This window comes from Nocardioides flavus (ex Wang et al. 2016), from assembly GCF_014653115.1.
GTDB classification, from domain to species: domain Bacteria; phylum Actinomycetota; class Actinomycetes; order Propionibacteriales; family Nocardioidaceae; genus Nocardioides; species Nocardioides flavus.
The window spans coordinates 346,593-365,076 of sequence record NZ_BNAD01000003.1; the positions used below are offsets into that span (position 1 = coordinate 346,593).

Genomic DNA, 18,484 nt, shown 5'->3' on the forward strand with positions numbered 1-18,484 from the left:
GTCTCGGCAACAGTCGGACCGTTCGGCCACGCGAGCCGCGCACCGTGCCTACCGTCGCAAACGTGGGGATGTGGGGACTTCTGGCACGCGTGGTCGCGCCCGCCTGCCTGGTCGGCGGGCTGCTCACCGTGCCCGCGGGCGCGGTGCACGCGGCCGACGACTACCCGTGGGCGTGGCAAGGCCAGTGCCCGATCGTCCCGCAGGCGCCGATCGTCGAGCCGCCGCCCCCACCTCCGTCTGCACCACCGTCCGGCGCGCCGTCCCCCGGACCGTCCCCGGCCACCCCCGAGCCCGCCGTCGCGCCGCCGCCACCCCCGCCACCGGTGCTCGACCCCGTGTCGGGGCACCTGTACGACCCCCGGGGGCCGCGGCCCACCTGCGCGCGGCGGGTGTGGTCGATCGACGGCTCCATCGGCGACCCCTGGGGCTTCGTGCTGCGCAACTGCACGAGCTTCGTCGCGTGGCGCCTGCACGAGCGCAACGGCATGACGCGTTTCGCCAACGACTTCCGCGGCGAGCACTGGGGCAACGCCGAGAACTGGGACGACGTGGCACGCCGGCTCGGCTACCGGGTCGACCGGGTGCCCGCGATCGGCGCCGTCGCCCAGACCGATGCCGGCCGCGTCGGGCACGTCGCGTGGGTGACGGCCATCGGCGCCGGCACCGTGACCGTCGAGGAGTACAACCACGCCGTCGCGGGCGGCTGGGGCAGCCGTACGGTGCCGGTCGGCACCTTCCGCTACCTGCACCTGGCCGACGTGGAGCCGTCTCCCTTCATCGGCTCGGACCGACCGGTGGTGTCGGTCCCCGACGGCCTCGGCGGGTCGTGGACCGCGCGCGTCGACGACCGCGGCACCCTGTGGCTCGCGGCGCCGGGTCGTCCCGCTCGCACCGTCGGCCCACGACGCGCCTTCTCCCCGCTCGTCGCCCCTGCCCTGACGCTCTCCCGCCAGGGGATGCCGTGGGTCGGCGCCACCACACGCGCCGGCCGCGTCCTGGCCGGCACCCCGCGTCGCGGGCGGCTCGCCCTGCGGCGGGTCGCCGACTCCGCACCCACCGCCAGCCCGGCGCTGGCGCTGTCCCGCACCGGCCGTCCGCTGCTGGCGGCCGTGTCGCCTGACGGCACGCTCGCCGTCCGGCGGCTCACCCGGACCTCCGGCTGGGGCCGGCCCCATCGGGTCGGGCGTGCGTCCTCGTGGAGCACCCACGCCGCCCCCGTACTGGGCCACGACACCGACGCCCGCGGCTGGCTGGTCGCGGTCACCGAGGCGGGCGGCACCTTCGCCTGGTCGCTCGGGCGCGGCCGGCTCTCACGCCTGCCGGGAGCGGCAGCGTCCCCCACCTCGACACCCGCCCTGACGAGCGACGCCGACGGGACGACGTACGTCCACCAGGTGACCGCCGACGGCCGGCTCCGGTCGCTCCGCCTGACCGGACGCCGGTGGCGGGGACCGCGCACGGTAGTCGAGGACGTCTCCCCCTACGCCTCCCCCGCCGTCGGCGTGGTGGCCGGCCGGCTGCTCGTCGCGGTGACCGACGCGCGCGGCGTCGTCCGCCTCCGCGCCGCCGTGCCCGGACAACGCTCGCGGCTGCCCGCACCGCTCACTCGGGCCCGGGCGGTCGGTGACCCGACAGCGTCTCCGGGGCTGGTCACCCGACGTGGCGGTGCGTACGTCGTCGCGGGCCGCGGACGCGCGACCCGGACGTGGCTGCTGGCCCGTCCGGTCGCGGCCGTCGTGCCCCGCAGCACGCCGGAGCGCGCCGGGTTCACGCCGTGAGGCCGACCGCCCGCGCGATCGAGCGTCGCAACCACGCGGCGTAGCGGGCGACCGACCAACCGCGCTCCTCGGCGAGCGTCAGGTAGGTCTCGGCGCGGGTCAGCACGACGACCTCGTCCACGGTGTCGGGGTGCACCGGACCCGAGGCGAGGAGCGGCACCAGCGCACGGATCGTCTCGACGTGCCCGTCACGGGCCGCCTGCAGGACAGTCCTCATCCGCTCGTCCTCGTCGGCCCCCTGGGCCAGCACCGGGACGAACGGGGCCATCGGCACGACCGCGTCGCAGGCGAAGTCGACGAAGCGGTCCAGTCGTACGCCCCGGTCCGGCTCGGCACCGAGCTGCAGCGCGGTGAAGGACTCGTGCAGGGACCCGCTCGTGCCGAAGGAGGCCGAGCGCATGGACGCCATGAGCAGACCCGGCTTGCCACCGAACGTCTTCGTGACGTACTCGGGCGACACCTCGGCCTCGCGGGCGACCGCCGCGAGGGTGGTGCCGCGCCACCCGCACTCGGCGAACAGGCCCGCAGCCGTCACCGCGACGCGGACCCGTCGCCGCTCGGCCGCCGCACGACGCCCGCTGGCGTCGTAGGCGCGACGACGCGGGGGACGTCCGCCATCGACGCCGGCCCCCACCGGCGTCGACGCGAACGTGCCGCCCGGGTGGACCTCGGTCGACGTCGCCCCCGCGACCTCGACCTGTGCCCCACGCACGACCATCCCGGACCCCCATTGATTACGGTCACACCGTAGTCAATGTCCGGCTCGGACCCCAGGGACGACGCAACTGGTCTGGACCAGTGAGGTGGTCCGGCTCAGCCGCCGCTGTAGTTGGGGGCCTCGACCGTCATCTGCACTCCGTGCGGGTGGCTCTCCTTGAGCGAGGCCGACGTGATCCGGACGAACCGGCCCTTGTCCTGCAGCTCGGGGATGGTGCGCGCCCCGACGTAGAACATCGACTGGTTGAGCCCGCCCACGAGCTGGTGCGCGACGGCCGAGAGCGGGCCGCGGTAGGCCACCTGGCCCTCGATCCCCTCGGGCACGATCTTGTCGTCGCTGGCCACCTCGGCCTGGAAGTAGCGGTCCTTGGAGTAGGACTTCTTGCCGCGGCTGCTCATCGCGCCCAGCGAGCCCATCCCGCGGTAGGACTTGAACTGCTTGCCGTTGACGAACACCACGTCGCCGGGCGACTCCTCGCACCCGGCGAGCATCGAGCCCACCATCACGGCGTCGGCTCCGGCGACGAGCGCCTTGGCGATCTCGCCCGAGTGCTTCATCCCGCCGTCGGCGATGAGCGGGACGCCCGCCGGCTTCGTCGCCAGCGACGCCTCGTAGACGGCCGTCACCTGCGGCACGCCCACGCCGGTGACCACGCGGGTGGTGCAGATCGAGCCGGGGCCGACCCCGACCTTGACCGCGTCGGCACCCGCATCGACGAAGGCCTGCGCACCCTCGCGGGTCGCGACGTTGCCGCCGATGACCTGCACGTGACGGGTCGCCGGGTCGGTCTTGAGCCGGCGCACCATGTCGAGCAGGAGGTGGACGTGACCGTGCGCGGTGTCGGCGACGAGCACGTCGACCCCGGCCTCGACCAGCGTCGTGGCGCGCTCCCAGGCGTCGCCGAAGTAGCCGATGGCCGCACCGACGAGCAACCGGCCGTCGGAGTCGTACGACGCGTGCGGGAACTGCTCGCCCTTGACGAAGTCCTTCACCGTGATCAGGCCGCTGAGGCGACCCTCCGCGTCGACGAGCGGCAGGCGCTCGCGCTTGTGGGCGCGCAGCAGCACCGTCGCCTCGTCGCGGGAGATGCCGGGGTGCCCGGTGATGAGGCCCTCGCGGGTCATCACCTCGTCGACCTTGGTGGTCGCCCACTCCGCGACCGGGGTGAACCGGAGGTCGCGGTTGGTGATGATGCCGAGCAGGCGGTGGTCGAGGTCGACGACCGGCAGGCCGGAGACCCGGTACTCCCCGCAGAGGCGGTCGAGGTCCTCGAGGGTCGCGTCGGGACCGATCGTGACGGGGTTGGAGATGATCCCGGTCTGGGTCCGCTTGACCAGGTCGACCTGACGGGCCTGGTCCTCGATGGACAGGTTGCGGTGCAGGACGCCGATGCCGCCCTCGCGGGCCATCGCGATCGCCATCCGCGCCTCGGTCACGGTGTCCATCGCGGCGCTGACGAGCGGCACGCGGATCGAGATCTCGCGGGTCAGCCGGGTGGTGGTGTCGATGTCGCTGGGGGCGAGGTCCGACTCCCCCGGCAGCAGCAGCACGTCGTCGTAGGTGAGGCCGAGCGCAGCGAACTTCTCCGGGATCTCCACGAGGCACATTCTACGGTGCTGCGGCGGGGCGCGCGGCCCGGGTGACCGCCGTCGGTCACGGTGTGGTCGAGGATGTCGGGACGCGCGTGCAACCTCCCGGCCGCGTCACCGCGTTGAGACGGACATGGAGCAGAAGAGTGCGTGACGAGGCGGCGTTCATCGAGTTCGCCGGTTCGGCCCGCGACCGGTTGCGGCGCACCGCGTACCTGCTGTGCGGCGACTGGGACCGGGCCTCCGACCTCGTCCAGGAGGGCCTGATCCGCGTGTACGTCCGGTGGCCGCGGCTGGTGCGTCGCGGCGGGGAGCTGTCCTACGCCCGCAAGGCGGTGGTCAGCGCCTACCTCGACCAGGTGCGTCGACGGTCCAGCACCGAGCGACCTCAGGAGGCTGACCACACCGTGGCCACCCGCGAGGACGTCGCCTCGGCCGTCGCCACCCGGCAGGCGCTCATGGACGCGCTCGCGCAGCTGCCACCGCGGCAGCGGGCGTGCGTGGTGCTGCGCTACTTCGAGGACCTGTCCGTCGAGCAGACGGCCGCCCTCCTGGGCTGCACCGAGGGCACGGTCAAGAGCCAGACCTCGCGTGCCCTCTTCTCGCTCCGGTCCATGTTCGAGGACTCGCCGTTCGGCGAGCTGGTCGAGGGAGCGGTGTCATGGTGAACGAGCTGCGTGAGCTGATGCGGGAGGCCTCGACCAGCCCGCCGCACGACCGTACGGACCTGTCCGCGGTGCTCGGGCGGGGGCGGCGCCGGGTGCGGACCCGCCGCATCGCGATCGCCGGGGGCACGTCGCTGGCGGCGGGTGCGATCGCGCTCGGGTCGATGACGTGGGTCTCCCCGGCACCGGCCGACCTCGCCGCGGCAGGTGTCCCCCGTCCGGCGGGTCCGACCGTGCGCCTGACCGAGGCCACGCCGGCGGTCGAGGGCCAGGACTACCAGGAGCTGGCATCGCACACGAACGACGACCTCGACTCCGACAACGGCCAGTACTTCGACGGGGTCACCGACGACGGGCTCGTCCTCTTCCGCGACGGCCCGCGCTCCACCCAGCTCTACCCGCGCTTCGCGCTCCTGGACCCCGCGACCGGCGAGAAGGACTGGCTGACGGAGGCCCGCGACATCGGCCAGACCCAGCTGTGGGCCGTCGAGCTCAGCGAGCAGCGGCTCGTGCTCGTCAGCCCCGGCGAGCCGACGCAGTCCGGCGAGGGCCCGGCGATGGCCCTGACGGCGCACGTGTACGACCGGGCGAGCCGTACCTGGGACACGTTGCGCTGGACCGGCCTCCCCGCGACCGACGGGCCGTGGGGCGCCCGGGTCGGTCCGGACGGGCGCCTCTACGTCCCCGTCCTCGCGAGCCGGGGTGAGATCCCGGAGGGCGGCTGGCCGGTGGGCCCCGACGGTGAGGCCGAGGACGCCGACGCCGAGGGCGACACCTACGACCTGTGGTCGGTGTCGCTCACCGAGCAGCGCGACGTTCGTGACGAGAGCCTCCGGGTGGGCGCGTTCGCCTTCACGCAGGACGCGCTCGTGTGGACCGACGCGCGCAACGGCGACGCCGGGCGGATGCACGTGCGCGACCTCGCCACCGGCGAGGAGACCTCCTTCGACCCCGCCCTCGGGGAGCGCTGCAACCTCCTCGGCTTCAGCGCGGCGGGCGACCACGTCGCCATGTCGCAGTACTGCGGCACCTACGAGGGCGGGGTCCGCGACGACCGGGTGCAGGTCGTCACCACCGACGGCGACCAGGTCGTGACGGTGCAGGACAACGGTGTGGACGGCGGGCAGCTGGTCGCGGGCGGGGACTTCCTGACCCTGACCGCGTACGACCGGGCAACGGCGGGCACCTACCTCTACGACTTCGAGGAGGGTCGGCTGCTGCGGCTGGGCGACGGCACGTCGAGCTGGAACGTCGCCGTGGGGCCCGCCCCCGGCGACCAGTTCCTGTGGTCCACGCCCGCCGGGGGCAAGGTGGACCTGTTCGGGCGCAGCGGGGCGACCGCCCACCTCGGCGAGATCATCCGCTGAGCCCACCCCTGACGACGACAGGCCCGCACCGAGCCGGTGCGGGCCTGTCGCGTGGAGCAGGGTCGAGCGAGGTGTCGATCAGTGGCCGTGGCCGTGACCGTGGCCGGCGGCGGCCGGCTCCTCCTCCTCGGGCTTGTCCACGACGAGGGTCTCCGTCGTGAGCAGCATCGCGGCGATCGAGGTCGCGTTGACGAGCGCTGAGCGGGTGACCTTGACCGGGTCTAGCACGCCCTGGGCGACCAGGTCGCCGTACTCGCCGGTGGCGGCGTTGTAGCCGTTGCCGACGCCGAGCTCGCGGACCTTCGAGGTCACGACGTAGCCGTTCTCGCCACCGTTCTCGGCGATCCAGCGCAGCGGCTCGTCGGCGGCCTTGCGGACCACGCGTACGCCGGCCGCCTCGTCGCCGGTGAGGCCGAGGTTGCCGTCGAGCACCGACACGGCGTGGATGAGCGCGGAGCCACCGCCGGGGACGATGCCCTCCTCGATCGCGGCGCGCGTCGCGGAGACGGCGTCCTCGATGCGGTGCTTCTTCTCCTTCAGCTCCACCTCGGTGGCGGCGCCGACCTTGATCACGCAGACACCGCCGGCGAGCTTGGCGAGGCGCTCCTGGAGCTTCTCGCGGTCCCAGTCGGAGTCGGTGTTCTCGATCTCGGCCTTGATCTGGTTGACGCGACCCTCGACGGCCGTGGCGTCGCCGGCGCCGTCGACGATGGTCGTGTTGTCCTTGGTGATGACGACGCGACGCGCCTGACCGAGGACCTCGAGGCCGACCTGGTCGAGCTTGAGGCCGACCTCGGGCGCGACGACCTGGCCGCCGGTGAGGACGGCGATGTCCTGCATCATCGCCTTGCGACGGTCACCGAACGCGGGGCTCTTGACCGCCGCGACGTTGAACGTGCCGCGGATCTTGTTGACCACGAGGGTAGAGAGCGCCTCGCCCTCCACGTCCTCGGCGAGGATGAAGAGCGGCTTGCCGGTGGCGATGACCTTCTCGAGCACCGGGAGGAGCTCCTGGATCGAGGAGATCTTGCCCTGGTGGAGGAGGATGTAGGGGTCGTCGAGGACGGCCTCCATCGACTCCGGGTCGGTGACGAAGTAGGCCGAGATGTAGCCCTTGTCGAACTGCATGCCCTCGGTGAACTCGAGCTCGGTGCCCATGGTGTTGGACTCCTCGACCGTGATCACGCCGTCCTTGCCGACCTTGTCGAAGGCTTCGGCGAGCAGGTCGCCGATGTGGCTGTCGCGGCTGGAGATCGTGGCGACGGACGCCATGTCCTCGCGCGACTCGACCTCGCGGGCGGCCTCGCGCAGCGCGTCGCCGACGGCCTCGGCCGCGGCGTCCATGCCTCGCTTGAGACCCATCGGGTTGGCGCCGGCCGCGACGGCGCGCAGGCCCTCGTGGACCATGGCCTGGGCCAGCACGGTGGCGGTGGTGGTGCCGTCACCAGCGATGTCGTTGGTCTTGGTGGCCACCTCCTTGGTGAGCTGGGCGCCGAGGTTCTCGAACGGGTCGTCGAGCTCGATCTCACGGGCGACGGTCACACCGTCGTTGGTGATGGTGGGGGCGCCCCACTTCTTGTCGAGGACGACGTAGCGGCCCTTGGGGCCGAGCGTCACCTTGACGGCGTTGGCGAGGGCGTCGACGCCGCGCTCGAGCGCGCGGCGGGCGTTCTCGTCGAACTCCAGGATCTTGGGCATCTGGGTGCTCCTAGGAAGGAATGTTCAGGGCCTGACGTGCACGGATCCCGGCCGGCACGGGGCCGGCCGGGATGCCAGGTGCGTCAGGAGACGACGGCGAGGATGTCGCGGGCGGACAGGATGAGGTACTCCTGGCCGGCGTACTTGACCTCGGTGCCGCCGTACTTGCTGTAGATGACCTTGTCGCCCACCGCGACGTCGAGCGGGACACGGTTGCCGTTGTCGTCGATGCGACCGGGACCGATCGCCACGACCTCGCCCTCCTGGGGCTTCTCCTTGGCGGTGTCCGGGATGACCAGGCCGGAGGCGGTGGTCTGCTCGGCTTCGAGGGTCTGGACGACGATGCGGTCCTCGAGGGGCTTGATGTTGACCGACACTTCGGATCAACCTCCACTTTCTCTGCACGAGATTCTTCAGGAGCCGGGCGGCTCCCAGGACGTGGGCTCGCGATCCGGTCGGCACGCCGTCGCGGGGATCGTGCCAGTCTCACGAGCGTTGGCATTCTCGGGGTGAGAGTGCCAGATCAGACGCTAGCACTCTGACCAACCGAGTGCTAGCCGGTGTCCCCGCTGACAGGATGCGGGGGTGGAGATCGCGACGCTGGACTGGCTGCGCACGACCGAGGGTGCCCACGTGCTCGCCCACGCCACCCAGGTCTGGGCGGATCACTCCGGCGACCCGGTGCGGGTCGCCACCGCCGTACGCCGCCTCGAGCCGGACCCCGAGAAGGCAGCCGCGGCCACCACGCAGGCACAGCTGCGCGCGCGGGCCGTCGCCAAGTTCGGCGACGCCGCACGCGTCATGTTCTTCACCCCCGACGCGCTCGAGCAGGCCACCCGCACCCGGGTGGCCGACCACCGCGCGGCTCGGCTGGCTGCGGCGATCCCCGAAGGCAGCGTGGTCGACCTCGGCTGCGGCATCGGCGGCGACCTCGTCGCGTTCGCCCGGGCCGGGCTCGTCGCGGCCGGGATCGACCAGGACCCGGTGCGGGTCGCGATGGCGCGCGCCAACCTCGACGCACTCGGGCTGCCCGGCGCCGTGCAGGTCGGGGACGCCACGACGCTCGACCCGAGCGGGTTCGACGCCGCCTTCGCCGACCCGGCCCGTCGTGGCGGGCGGGGCCGGGTCTTCGACGTCGAGGGCTGGACGCCCCCGTGGCCGTGGGTCCTCGACCTGCTGCGGCGACGATCCCTGGTCAAGGTGGCGCCCGGCATCGGCCACGACCTCGTGCCGGCCGGCGCCGAGGCGGAATGGGTCAGCGACGCCGGCGAGGTCAAGGAGGCCGTCCTCTGGTCGCCCGACCTCTCCACGACCGACCGACGCGCCACCGTGATCGGCGAGCGCGGCCTCGCCACGCTCACCGACCAGGACGACCCGGGGGCCGACGTACGGGCGGTCGGGGCCTTCCTCTACGAGCCCGACGGCGCCGTGGTCCGGGCCGGCCTCGTCACAGCCGTGGCGGCTGGCGTCGACGGCGGACTGGTGGACGAGCACATCGCCTACGTCACGAGCGACGCATCCTTCCGCACGCCCTTCGCCCGCGGCTACCGTGTGCTGGAGGAGCTGCCCTACCGCGAGAAGCAGCTGCGCGCCGCCCTGCACGAGCGCGGCATCGGCCGGCTGACGATCAAGAAGCGCGGCGTGCAGGTCGTCCCGGAGGAGCTGCGCAAGCGGCTCGCCCTGCGGGGCGACAGCGAGGCGACCCTGGTGCTGACCCGCGTCGCCGGGCAGGGCACCGCGCTGCTCGTCGAGCCGTTCTGACGCGGGGCGACCGGCCCGCCCCGGACGCGCCTAGCACCCGGGGCGGGACACCCCGGCGACCTTGACCGGGAGCCGACCCGGAGCGCTCGCCCGACCCTGGAGCACCTCGACCAGCACGCTCATCGCGGCCGGGGTGTCGCCGAACGTGGCGATGCGGGTGGGTGCCGTCACGCGGCCCAGGACCCACGGAGTGTCGGTGGCGACGGCGATCTCGCCGTCGACCGGTGCGTCGCGGTAGCCCGTGAACCCGATCGCCGTCCCGGCTGCCAACCGCGCGTCCTCCCGCTCGGTCCAGGCCGCGAGCCGGCGTACGCGCGCCTCCTCGGCCTGACGCCACTCCCGCAGACGCTTCCTGAAGGCGCGCTTGCGCTCCTTCTTGCGCCGCTCCGGCCGCGGCTTCGCGTCGGCCAGCCGCGACGGCGGCGACTCCCGCACCAGCACCGTCATCCCCGCGCGCCGCGCGGCCGCGGCGAAGCCCGTGACAGCCCCGGGATCGCCGTACGGGTGCACCACGTCACCCGTCAGGCGGCCTGAGCACGGTCCGTCGGTCACCGTCACCGCGGCCGCCGACAGCGCGCGTGACGCTTGTCCGGGGTTGCCAGCCGCCGCCTGTCCCGTGCCGGCAAGGTGTCGCAGCAGGGCGATCTGCCGGGCGGCGGCCTGCTCGAGGCGGCGCCGGGACAACGCCCCGGACCGGACAGCGCGGACAAGGGCGGCGCGGGCCTGCGCGGGCGACGGAGGCATCAGGAGGACGTCCGAGCCCGCCCGCATCGCCTGCACGACCGTCCGCCGCGGGTCGCGACCGCGCGTCACCGCGGCCATCTCCAGGGAGTCGGTCACGACGAGCCCATCGAAGCCGAGCTCGTCGCGCAGCAGGCCGGTCGTGACCTTGCGCGACAGCGACGACGGCACCCGCGGGTCGACGGCCCGGACGTCGATGTGCCCGACCATCACCGCCGGCAGGCCCTCCTCGACCGCCCGCCGGAACGGGACGAGGTCGTTCGCCTCGAGCTGCGCCAGCGTCCTGGGCTGCACCGGCAGCGTCAGGTGGCTGTCCGCAGGCACCGACCCGTGCCCCGGGAAGTGCTTGACGACCGGGAGCACCCCCGCTGCACCGAAGCCCCGGGCGGCCGCGACCACGTGCCCGGCGACGTCGGCCGGCCGAGAGGAGGCGGAGCGGGAGCCGATGGTCGGATCGCCCGGCCCGGAGGTCACGTCCGCGTCGGGCGCGAAGTCGACGGTGAACCCGAGTCGGCGCAGCTCGGCGCCACTCGCGTCGTACGCCCGCTCGGTGAGGGCAACGTCCCCGGCCGCGCCCGCACTCATGAACGTGGGGAACCTGGTGGCGGCGCCCCGCAGGCGCTCCACGACCCCGCCCTCCTGGTCCACGCCGAGGAACAGCGGCCACGTCCGCCGCACCTGGCGCGTCAGTGCTGTGTTCACGCGCTTGACCTGTTCGGCCGAGGCGACGTTGGAGGAGAACGCGATGACACCGCCGAGGTGCAGCTCGCGCACCATCCGCACCGGCGCCTCGGTCCCCTGCCAGTCCGCGACGATGACCTGCCCGGCGAGGTCCGGCAGCGGCATCCGCCCGACGACCCGTGCAGCCCGGTCGAGCTCCGACCGGTCGGGTCCCCACCCCTCCACCAGGTCGAGCCTCTCCGACGGCGTCGGAGGGATGGTCGGCGTACCCGAGGTCGTGACCTCCGGCGCACCCCGTTTCTCGCCCTCCCCCGAGCTCTCCCCTCCGCCGCCACCGCCGGCGTCACACGCCGCGAGGGACGCCAGCAGCGCGAGGGACGCCAGGAACGAGATCGGCCGCGCGCGCATCCAGTCATGGTGGCACGCACCCCTGTCCAGCCAGCAGGCCCGCCCCCGCGCACCCCACCAGACCCCCTCCGTCCCGGCCCCTGTGCGCTGAGTCGCTCACAGACTCAGCGCACAGGGCTGCGACCCGGAGGTGAGCTCCGAGCTCCGGCCGGCGCCCTCCCCGCGCCTGTGGAGGACGACGGCCGGATGTCGGTGCGTCGGCGTGGAATGGACTCACACGACGACGAGGGGGACGACATGGAGACGGAGTTCGACTGGCAGCAGATGGAGGGGTGGAGCCGCGAGGAGGTGGAGTGGTACGCGATGGGGCCCTTCGACGGCGGGATCCCCGGGACCGTACGCCGGGTCCGACGGGTGCTCGACGTGTCACAGCGCGGGCTGGCGGCCATCCTCGGTGTCTCCCAGTCCGTCGTCGCCCGGTGGGAGACCGGGCGGACGAGTCCCCGCGCGTCGGTGCTGCAGCAGCTGTTGCGCCTTGCCGGGCTCGGGAGCCGGGTGCATGAGCTCGAGACGGGCGAGGAGGTCGAGCCGATGCGTGACGACGGGGCGCGCGATCGCGCCGGTCGCCGCTACCCCGCGCACGTCGACCTGTACGTGGGGGGCTGGTGGCGTCCTCGAGGCATCGAGTCCACCGCTGACATCCTCGGGTGGCGGCGGCGGTCGCGCAGCCGGCGAGCGCCGCGGGTCGTGTTCCACACGTCGCTGCGACATCTCTACCGGCTCCTCGACGGCACGCCTGTGGACCACCCCGCGCACGACCAGCTGGTGGCCGAGGCGGTCCACCTCGACGAGCTCCGGGAGCAGAGGCGGCAGCGCATCCTGGACGAGCGGCCGTGGTTCCGGCCGCCGCCCGGGTGGTTGACCGCCTGAGCCTCGTCCTCCTCAGACGTTCTCCCGTTCCGCGCCGATGGTGGTGTCGGGACCGTGACCGGTGTGGACGACCGTCTCGTCGGGCAGGTCGAACAGGCGGGACCGGATGGACTCCTTGATGAGGTCGGCGTCGGAGTACGACCGGCCCGTCGCACCCGGCCCACCCTCGAAGAGGGTGTCGCCCGTGAAGACGCAGCCGAGGTCGTGGACGTAGAGGCACACCGCCCCAGGCGCGTGCCCGGGCGTGTGGATCACCTGCACCGCCGCTCCACCGATGGTGAGCGTCTGGCCATCGGTGAGGTCGACGTCCCACAGCTCGGCGCCCGGCTCGTCACCGCCGTGGGTGAGCTCCCACAGCGGCCGGTCGTCGGGGTGCAGCAGGATCGGCGCGCCGGTACGACGCCGCAGCTCGGGGGCGACACGTACGTGGTCGTCGTGGGCGTGGGTGCAGACGATCGCCTTGACCGCACGCCCGGCGACGAGCGCGAGGATCGCGTCGACGTCGTGAGGGGCGTCGACGACGAGGCACTGCTCGTCGTCACCGATCACCCAGACGTTGTTGTCGACCTCGTGGGTCTCCCCGTCGAGGGAGAACGTGCCGGAGACGACGGCGTGGTCCACCCGCGCGGCCATCAGAGCACCACCACGGAGCGCAGGACCGAGCCCTCGTGCATCTTCTCGAACGCCGCCTCGACGTCGCCGATGCCGATCTCCTCGGTCACGAACGCGTCGAGGTCGAGCCGGCCCTGCTGGTAGAGGTCGACGAGCATCGGGAAGTCGCGCGAGGGCAGGCAGTCGCCGTACCAGCTCGACTTCAGCGAACCGCCGCGGCCGAAGACGTCGATGAGCGGGATGTCGGGGACCTTCATCTCCGGGGTGGGCACCCCGACCAGCACGACCGTGCCGGCGAGGTCGCGGGCGTAGAACGCCTGCTTCCACGTCTCGGGGCGCCCGACGGCGTCGATCACCACGTCCGCGCCGCCCTCGTGACCCGTGCCGTCCGCCGGGGGCGTCAGCGACCGGATCGCCTCGACGGCGTCGACCTCGCTGGAGTTCACCGTGTGGGTCGCCCCGAGCTTCTTCGCAGCCTCGAGCTTCCTGTCGTCGATGTCGACGGCGATGATCCGCGAGGCACCCGCCAGCACCGAGCCCGCGATCGCCGCGGCCCCGACCCCGCCGCAGCCGATGACGGCGACCGTCGAGCCGCGCCCGACGTTGCCGGTGTTGATCGCGGCACCGAGGCCGGCCATCACGCCGCAGCCCAGCAGGCCGACCGCGGCCGGCCGCGCCGACGGGTCGACCTTGGTGCACTGCCCGGCGGCCACCAGCGTCTTCTCGGCGAACGCACCGATCCCCAGGGCCGGCGACAGCTCGGTGCCGGCGAGGTCGCCCTCGGCGAGCGTCATCTTCTGGGTGGCGTTGTGGGTCGCGAAGCAGTACCACGGTTCGCCCCGGTCACAGGCGCGGCAGTTGCCGCACACCGCCCGCCAGTTGAGGACGACGAAGTCCCCGGGCACCACCGAGGTCACGTCGGGGCCCACCGACTCCACGACCCCGGCCGCCTCGTGGCCGAGCAGGAACGGGAAGTCGTCGTTGATCCCGCCGTCGCGGTAGTGCAGGTCGGTGTGGCACACGCCGCAGGCCCGCACCTCCACCACGACCTCCCCCGGGCCCGGGTCGGGGACGTTGATGGTGGTGAGCTGTACCGGCTCACCCTTGGCGAGCGCGACGACGGCCTTGACCTGCTGCATCGGTGTTCCTCCTTCTACGACGTGCGTGTGCGACGTCGTGCTCAGACCCTCCCAAATCGATGCAACCTCCGTCGACCGGATCGCGTCCTCATCCGACACGTCACCACGCCACACACGAGGATCGAGCAGGAGGTGCAGGGTGACCGCGACACTCGTCGGCATGGGAGCGCACGACCGACGGGCCGACAAGGACGCCGACTTCTCGGCGTACATGTCCGCTCGCCAGACGGCGCTCTACCGGACGGCCTACCTGCTCGCCGGCGACCACGCCACCGCGGAGGACCTGCTCCAGAACGCGTTCGCCAAGCTCTACCTCTCCTGGGACCGGGTCCGCGACCGGGAGGCGCTCGACGGCTACGTCCGCCGGATCATGGTCAACGAGAACAACTCGCTGTGGCGGCGGGCCTGGAAGCGGCGCGAGCACTCCACCGACACGCTGCCGGAGACCGGCTCCGTCGACACCTACGACGACGGGATGGGCGGCGTGCTGTGGTCGTTCGTCCAGACGCTGCCGCCCAAGCAGCGCTCGGTGATCGTGCTGCGCTACTACGAGCAGCTCAGCGAGGCCGAGATCGCCGAGACCCTCGGGATCTCCGTCGGGACCGTGAAGTCGCAGGCCAGCCGTGCGCTGGCCGGCCTGCGCGCCCGCGCCCCCCGGTCCCTCGATCCGCACGGACCCCACCACGACGAGTCCGGAGACGCCCGATGAACAACACGCCCCTCGAGGACCAGGTCCACGACGCCCTGCGCCGCACGGCCGACCCGCTCCACCGCACCCCCTTCACGGTCGGTGACGTACGCACCCGCGCCCGCCGCATCCAGCGCCGTCGGGCGGCTGTGGCCGCCGGCGCGGTCGCCGCGGTGCTGGCCGTCGCCGTCCCGATCGGCGCCGCGATGGTGGGCCCGGCCCAGCGCAGCGAGGTCCCGCCGGCCACCCAGACGCCCGCACCCCGGCTCACCGGCCCGATCCTCGTCGACCCCCGCAGCGCCGAGGTCGTGGAGTCCACGTCCGTTCCCCTGCTCGACGTCGACGGCGCGCGCCTGCTGACGCAGGAGGGCACCGTCGACCTGCCCAGGGCGTACGACTCGCTCACCCCCTACCTCGACGGCTGGGTCGCGGTCGCCAACGAGGAGGGCACCCTCACCCTGGAGGTCCTCGACGACGACCTGCGGGTCGTGGGCGACCCGGTGCCGACGGGCGGCCTCGTGGTCAGCACCGACGGGCAGCAGGTCGCATGGACCGAGTACGCCGACGGACGCTGGCAGGTCGTCCGGGCGCCCGTCGCCGGCGGCACCGAACCGGACACCACGCCCCTCGCCCCGGGACCCGAGGGTGCGCCGGTCCGACCCGTGGGCTTCCTCTCCGCCACCGAGGTCGTCGTCGACAGGTTCGACGAGGCAGGCGAGGTCACCACGTACGTCGTCGGCGACGGTGCCGCCGACGAGCTGCCCGGCCTGCTCCAGGCGACGAGCTCGTCAGCGGCGACCGGGACGCTGGCCGGCCTGACCAGCACGGACCTGGCGAGCGGGTGCTCGGGCGTCGTCGACGGACGAGGACAGGCCGGGACCAGGACCTGGGAGACCTGCGACCACACGCTCGACAGCTTCAGCCCGGACGGGCGCCACATCGTGGGCTTCGCCCCGGACAGCGACGGCTACGGCTCCCCCACCGTGTCGATCCTCGACGCGGACACGGGCGAGGCAGTGGTCGACTTCGAGGTCGCGGGCTCGCGCCGTCAGGTGGCGGCCTTCCACGACCGCGTGGGATGGGACGGCGACGACACGGCCGTGCTGACCCTGCTGACGGGCGACGAGCGCTTCGTCGTACGCCTCGGGGTGGACGGGTCCGTGCAACGGGTGGGCGGTGCGACCAGCATCGACTCCTCCGGCCTGGTGGTGGCCGAGGTCCGCTAGGCGTGCGCCGCCCGACCGCTCACGAGGTCCGGGGTCACGCACTCTCATAGCTGGCGATGACGGACTCGACGATCTCGCGCTGCCGATCCTGCGGAATCCTCGGGTAGAACCGCAGCTCCACCTTCACGACGTAGCCGGCATCCCACGTGGTGACGACATGGGCGTCGATGGAGCTGTCCCCGTACGTGTAGTAGCCGGCGTTGATGTTGCCCATCACCACGCCGTCCTGGGCCTCGTAGTTCTCCGGCTGCTTGTTGCGGTTCCAGAAGTAGCGCTCGGCCTGCCGCAGGGAGAGCTGCTCGCCGCTCGTCGACGCCACGCTCAGCAGCAACGACCCCTCCCGGCCCACTGCGCCGTCCACGACGACCGTGTCGTAGTCCTGCTTCCACCTCGCGGGCGCGTTGACCCGGATCTCGCCGACGGCGAGTCGCGGACCGCTCGCCGGTTCCGCGCTCGGCGTCGACTCCGGCAGCTCCACGGTCGGGGTCAGGCTCGGGGACTCGCTCGGCGACTCACTCGCGCCACCGGTGCCCGAGGCGCTCGGGCCGTCCCCGGCGCCGGAGCATCCGGACAGCCCCGCTGCCATCGTCAGTGCCATCGCTGACGACACCACCGCTGCGATCGCGTTGCCACGCACGTCCATCACGCCACCCCCGAGTCCTCGTCGTACGCACCGACCGTAGCTGACGGGGACGATGCGCCGGTTTCGCCCCCGGCCCACCGGGTCTGTGAAAATGTCGGACGACAAAGTGGTTTCGTCGCTCGGAGCGGCGGGAATGGGGGACGCATGTTGAGCGCGTACGACATGGGACTGGTCACCGACTTCATGACGGGGATCAACGCTCCGCCGAGCCTGATCGAGCAGATCGTGGACATCCTCAACGACAACTCCACGGGTCTCGACGGCCAGGTCGTCACCGACGTCGGCGGCGACTGGTTCGGCGGCTCCACCAGCGGCCACCGCCTGGGCGTCAACACCAAGATGGCCCACCAGGAGGTCGAGGAGGAGTTCCAGAAGCTCGCCGACTCCCTCCGCAAGTACGGCGAGGCGATCACCCAGTGGGCGACCGAGGTCCGCGACATCGACGGCGACACCAACGCCGAGATGACGATGCGCGCCGCAGCCCTCGCGGAGGTCAACACGACCATCGGCGACGCCCGCGACCAGGCCGCCGACAGCACCATGGGCGACGGCACCTACACCGAGCCGCCCGCGACCCAGGACGGGGGAGCCTGATGACGCACGGACCCGAGCGCGCCCGACTGCGCCAGTACCTCTCCGGCGCCAAGCACGAGGCGACCGAGGCCGCCGGCGAGAACTGGCGCAGGAGCGGCATCCTGCTCCAGGACACCGCGCGGGCCATCCGCGACGGGGCCAAGAAGGTCCGTGACGGCGACGGCACCGACGACGGGCTCTCAGGCGTCACTGCCCAGGCCGTGCTCGACGCGTTCCAGGCCTCCGCCGCGTCCATGCAGGACAAGGGCACCAGGATCGTCGCAGCGGGAGACGTGCTCGCCGATGCCGCGCGCGTGCTGCGCAACGCCCAGGCGGCCGAGGCTCGCATGGCCGACCTCCAGCAGCCCGAGCCGTACACCCCTCGGACCTACTCCCCGGGCTACACGCCCACGGCGCAGGACATCCGGGACGAGGGTGACAGGCGCCAGGAGGCCAACCAGAAGATGGCGGACTACAACACGGCCCGGGCCACGCAGGAGGCGGCCGCCACCGAGTGGACCCAGAAGCTCGACACCGTGTTCCTCGAGTCCATCCCGACCATGCAGGCGATCCACGGCCAGTCCGACCCGACCGAGCCGCCGCCGTCGAGCCCCTCGAGCCCGTCGAGCCCGTCGAGCCCGTCGGCGCCCCTCTCGCCGCCCTCGACGCCGGGCGTGCCGTCCGACCCGGACGGGCCGCGCGGCATCAAGGACCCGACGAGACCAGAGGACTTCGAGCTGGACCCGGACTGGGACCGCGACGACGACGACCACGGCAACGTCCACGAGCCGATCATCACCGTCTGCCCGCCCGTCGACCCCGAGGTGAACCAACCGACCAACCCCACGCCGCCGACCAACCCCACGCAGCCCACTGTCCCCACCGAGACGACCACCGTCGCGGGCAGCCAGCAGAGCGGTGTCACCTACCAGGGTCCGCAGGTCTCGGCGCCGACCTCGACGGGTGGAGCGGGAGGCTCGGGTGGCATCAACGCCGCCGCCTTCGGTGCCGCGGGTGCCGCCGGTGGCGCGAGCGGGATGATGGGCGGCGTACGCGCCGGGTCCGCGCCGACCTCCGCCGGCAGCGCGTCCACGCGGCCGATCGGTGCGACCGGTCGCAGCGGCAGCGCGGGCGCTCTCTCCCGTCCTGCGGCCTCGGCCGGATCGGCCGCTGCCCGCGGCGGCACGGCGGGCAGCCCCACGTCGCGTGGCGCGACAGGTTCGGCCGGCACCGCCGGCGGTCGCGGCACCGGGGGCTCGGCGGGGTCCCGTGGCACCGCCGGCTCCGCCGGTGGCCGCGGAGCGGCGTCCGGGTCCGCGGCGGGTTC

16 protein-coding genes and 1 pseudogene are annotated in these 18,484 nt (G+C 73.0%); 9 read left to right on the forward strand and 8 right to left on the reverse strand.

Going from position 1 to position 18,484, the window contains the following annotated elements; all coding sequences use genetic code 11:
- Positions 1 to 68: 68 nt before the first annotated feature.
- Positions 69 to 1,778 (forward strand): CHAP domain-containing protein, encoded by a 1,710-nt coding sequence (locus IE200_RS08575; protein ID WP_268245536.1) that lies wholly within the window; start codon positions 69 to 71, stop codon positions 1,776 to 1,778.
- On the opposite strand, the gene IE200_RS08580 is transcribed toward IE200_RS08575, so the two are convergent.
- Together IE200_RS08580 and guaB are read right to left on the reverse strand one after the other, a co-directional pair.
- Positions 1,768 to 2,490, reverse strand: a complete 723-nt coding sequence (locus tag IE200_RS08580; RefSeq protein WP_191279039.1) for a TetR/AcrR family transcriptional regulator — start codon at positions 2,488 to 2,490, stop codon at positions 1,768 to 1,770. The genes IE200_RS08575 and IE200_RS08580 overlap by 11 nt on opposite strands.
- 101 nt (positions 2,491 to 2,591) lie before the next feature.
- Positions 2,592 to 4,094, reverse strand: a complete 1,503-nt coding sequence (gene guaB, locus IE200_RS08585; protein ID WP_229856301.1) for an IMP dehydrogenase — start codon at positions 4,092 to 4,094, stop codon at positions 2,592 to 2,594.
- A gap of 137 nt (positions 4,095 to 4,231) precedes the next feature.
- Between guaB and IE200_RS08590 the strand changes: the two genes are divergently transcribed.
- Positions 4,232 to 4,753, forward strand: a complete 522-nt coding sequence (locus tag IE200_RS08590) for a SigE family RNA polymerase sigma factor (RefSeq protein WP_191279043.1) — start codon at positions 4,232 to 4,234, stop codon at positions 4,751 to 4,753.
- On the forward strand, positions 4,747 to 6,117 hold the full coding sequence (locus IE200_RS08595; protein ID WP_191279045.1) for a hypothetical protein: 1,371 nt from the start codon (positions 4,747 to 4,749) through the stop codon (positions 6,115 to 6,117). Before IE200_RS08590 ends, IE200_RS08595 begins: the two co-directional genes overlap by 7 nt.
- 78 nt (positions 6,118 to 6,195) lie before the next feature.
- On the opposite strand, the gene groL is transcribed toward IE200_RS08595, so the two are convergent.
- A complete protein-coding gene (gene groL, locus IE200_RS08600) occupies positions 6,196 to 7,815 on the reverse strand; it encodes a chaperonin GroEL (protein WP_191279048.1) in 1,620 nt (539 codons plus the stop codon).
- Positions 7,816 to 7,898: 83 nt separating this feature from the next.
- Positions 7,899 to 8,192, reverse strand: a complete 294-nt coding sequence (gene groES / locus IE200_RS08605) for a co-chaperone GroES (RefSeq protein ID WP_056605525.1) — start codon at positions 8,190 to 8,192, stop codon at positions 7,899 to 7,901.
- Positions 8,193 to 8,400: 208 nt separating this feature from the next.
- On the opposite strand from groES, the gene IE200_RS08610 reads away from it, so the two are divergent.
- Positions 8,401 to 9,576, forward strand: coding sequence for a class I SAM-dependent methyltransferase (locus tag IE200_RS08610; protein WP_229856302.1), 1,176 nt, complete (start codon positions 8,401 to 8,403; stop codon positions 9,574 to 9,576).
- A 30-nt stretch (positions 9,577 to 9,606) separates the two neighbouring features.
- Here the strand turns inward: IE200_RS08610 and IE200_RS08615 are convergent, their stop codons facing one another.
- Complete coding sequence (locus tag IE200_RS08615; RefSeq protein WP_191279050.1) at positions 9,607 to 11,406, reverse strand: glycoside hydrolase family 3 protein; 1,800 nt, start codon at positions 11,404 to 11,406, stop codon at positions 9,607 to 9,609.
- A 237-nt stretch (positions 11,407 to 11,643) separates the two neighbouring features.
- Here IE200_RS08615 and IE200_RS08620 point away from each other — a divergent pair, with 237 nt between their 5' ends.
- Entirely contained in the window at positions 11,644 to 12,276 is a 633-nt protein-coding gene (locus IE200_RS08620) for a helix-turn-helix domain-containing protein (protein ID WP_191279053.1), read from the forward strand.
- Between the two features lie 12 nt (positions 12,277 to 12,288).
- Here IE200_RS08620 and IE200_RS08625 read toward each other — a convergent pair whose 3' ends face one another.
- Positions 12,289 to 12,909 (reverse strand): MBL fold metallo-hydrolase, encoded by a 621-nt coding sequence (locus IE200_RS08625; RefSeq protein WP_191279054.1) that lies wholly within the window; start codon positions 12,907 to 12,909, stop codon positions 12,289 to 12,291.
- Positions 12,909 to 14,027, reverse strand: a complete 1,119-nt coding sequence (locus IE200_RS08630) for an S-(hydroxymethyl)mycothiol dehydrogenase (RefSeq protein WP_191279055.1) — start codon at positions 14,025 to 14,027, stop codon at positions 12,909 to 12,911. The genes IE200_RS08625 and IE200_RS08630 overlap by 1 nt, the downstream gene beginning before the upstream one ends.
- 160 nt (positions 14,028 to 14,187) lie before the next feature.
- Between IE200_RS08630 and IE200_RS08635 the strand changes: the two genes are divergently transcribed.
- Together IE200_RS08635 and IE200_RS08640 are read left to right on the forward strand one after the other, a co-directional pair.
- Positions 14,188 to 14,736, forward strand: a complete 549-nt coding sequence (locus IE200_RS08635; protein ID WP_191279056.1) for a SigE family RNA polymerase sigma factor — start codon at positions 14,188 to 14,190, stop codon at positions 14,734 to 14,736.
- Positions 14,733 to 15,941 (forward strand): hypothetical protein, encoded by a 1,209-nt coding sequence (locus tag IE200_RS08640; RefSeq protein WP_191279057.1) that lies wholly within the window; start codon positions 14,733 to 14,735, stop codon positions 15,939 to 15,941. The genes IE200_RS08635 and IE200_RS08640 overlap by 4 nt, the downstream gene beginning before the upstream one ends.
- A 34-nt stretch (positions 15,942 to 15,975) precedes the next feature.
- Here the strand turns inward: IE200_RS08640 and IE200_RS08645 are convergent, their stop codons facing one another.
- On the reverse strand, positions 15,976 to 16,587 hold the full coding sequence (locus IE200_RS08645) for a hypothetical protein (protein ID WP_191279058.1): 612 nt from the start codon (positions 16,585 to 16,587) through the stop codon (positions 15,976 to 15,978).
- 141 nt (positions 16,588 to 16,728) lie between these two features.
- On the opposite strand from IE200_RS08645, the gene IE200_RS08650 reads away from it, so the two are divergent.
- Together IE200_RS08650 and IE200_RS08655 are read left to right on the forward strand one after the other, a co-directional pair.
- Entirely contained in the window at positions 16,729 to 17,178 is a 450-nt protein-coding gene (locus IE200_RS08650) for a hypothetical protein (protein WP_191279059.1), read from the forward strand.
- Positions 17,178 to 18,484 (forward strand): annotated as a pseudogene (locus tag IE200_RS08655) (hypothetical protein); the annotation flags it as partial. The gene IE200_RS08650 and the pseudogene IE200_RS08655, both read left to right, overlap by 1 nt.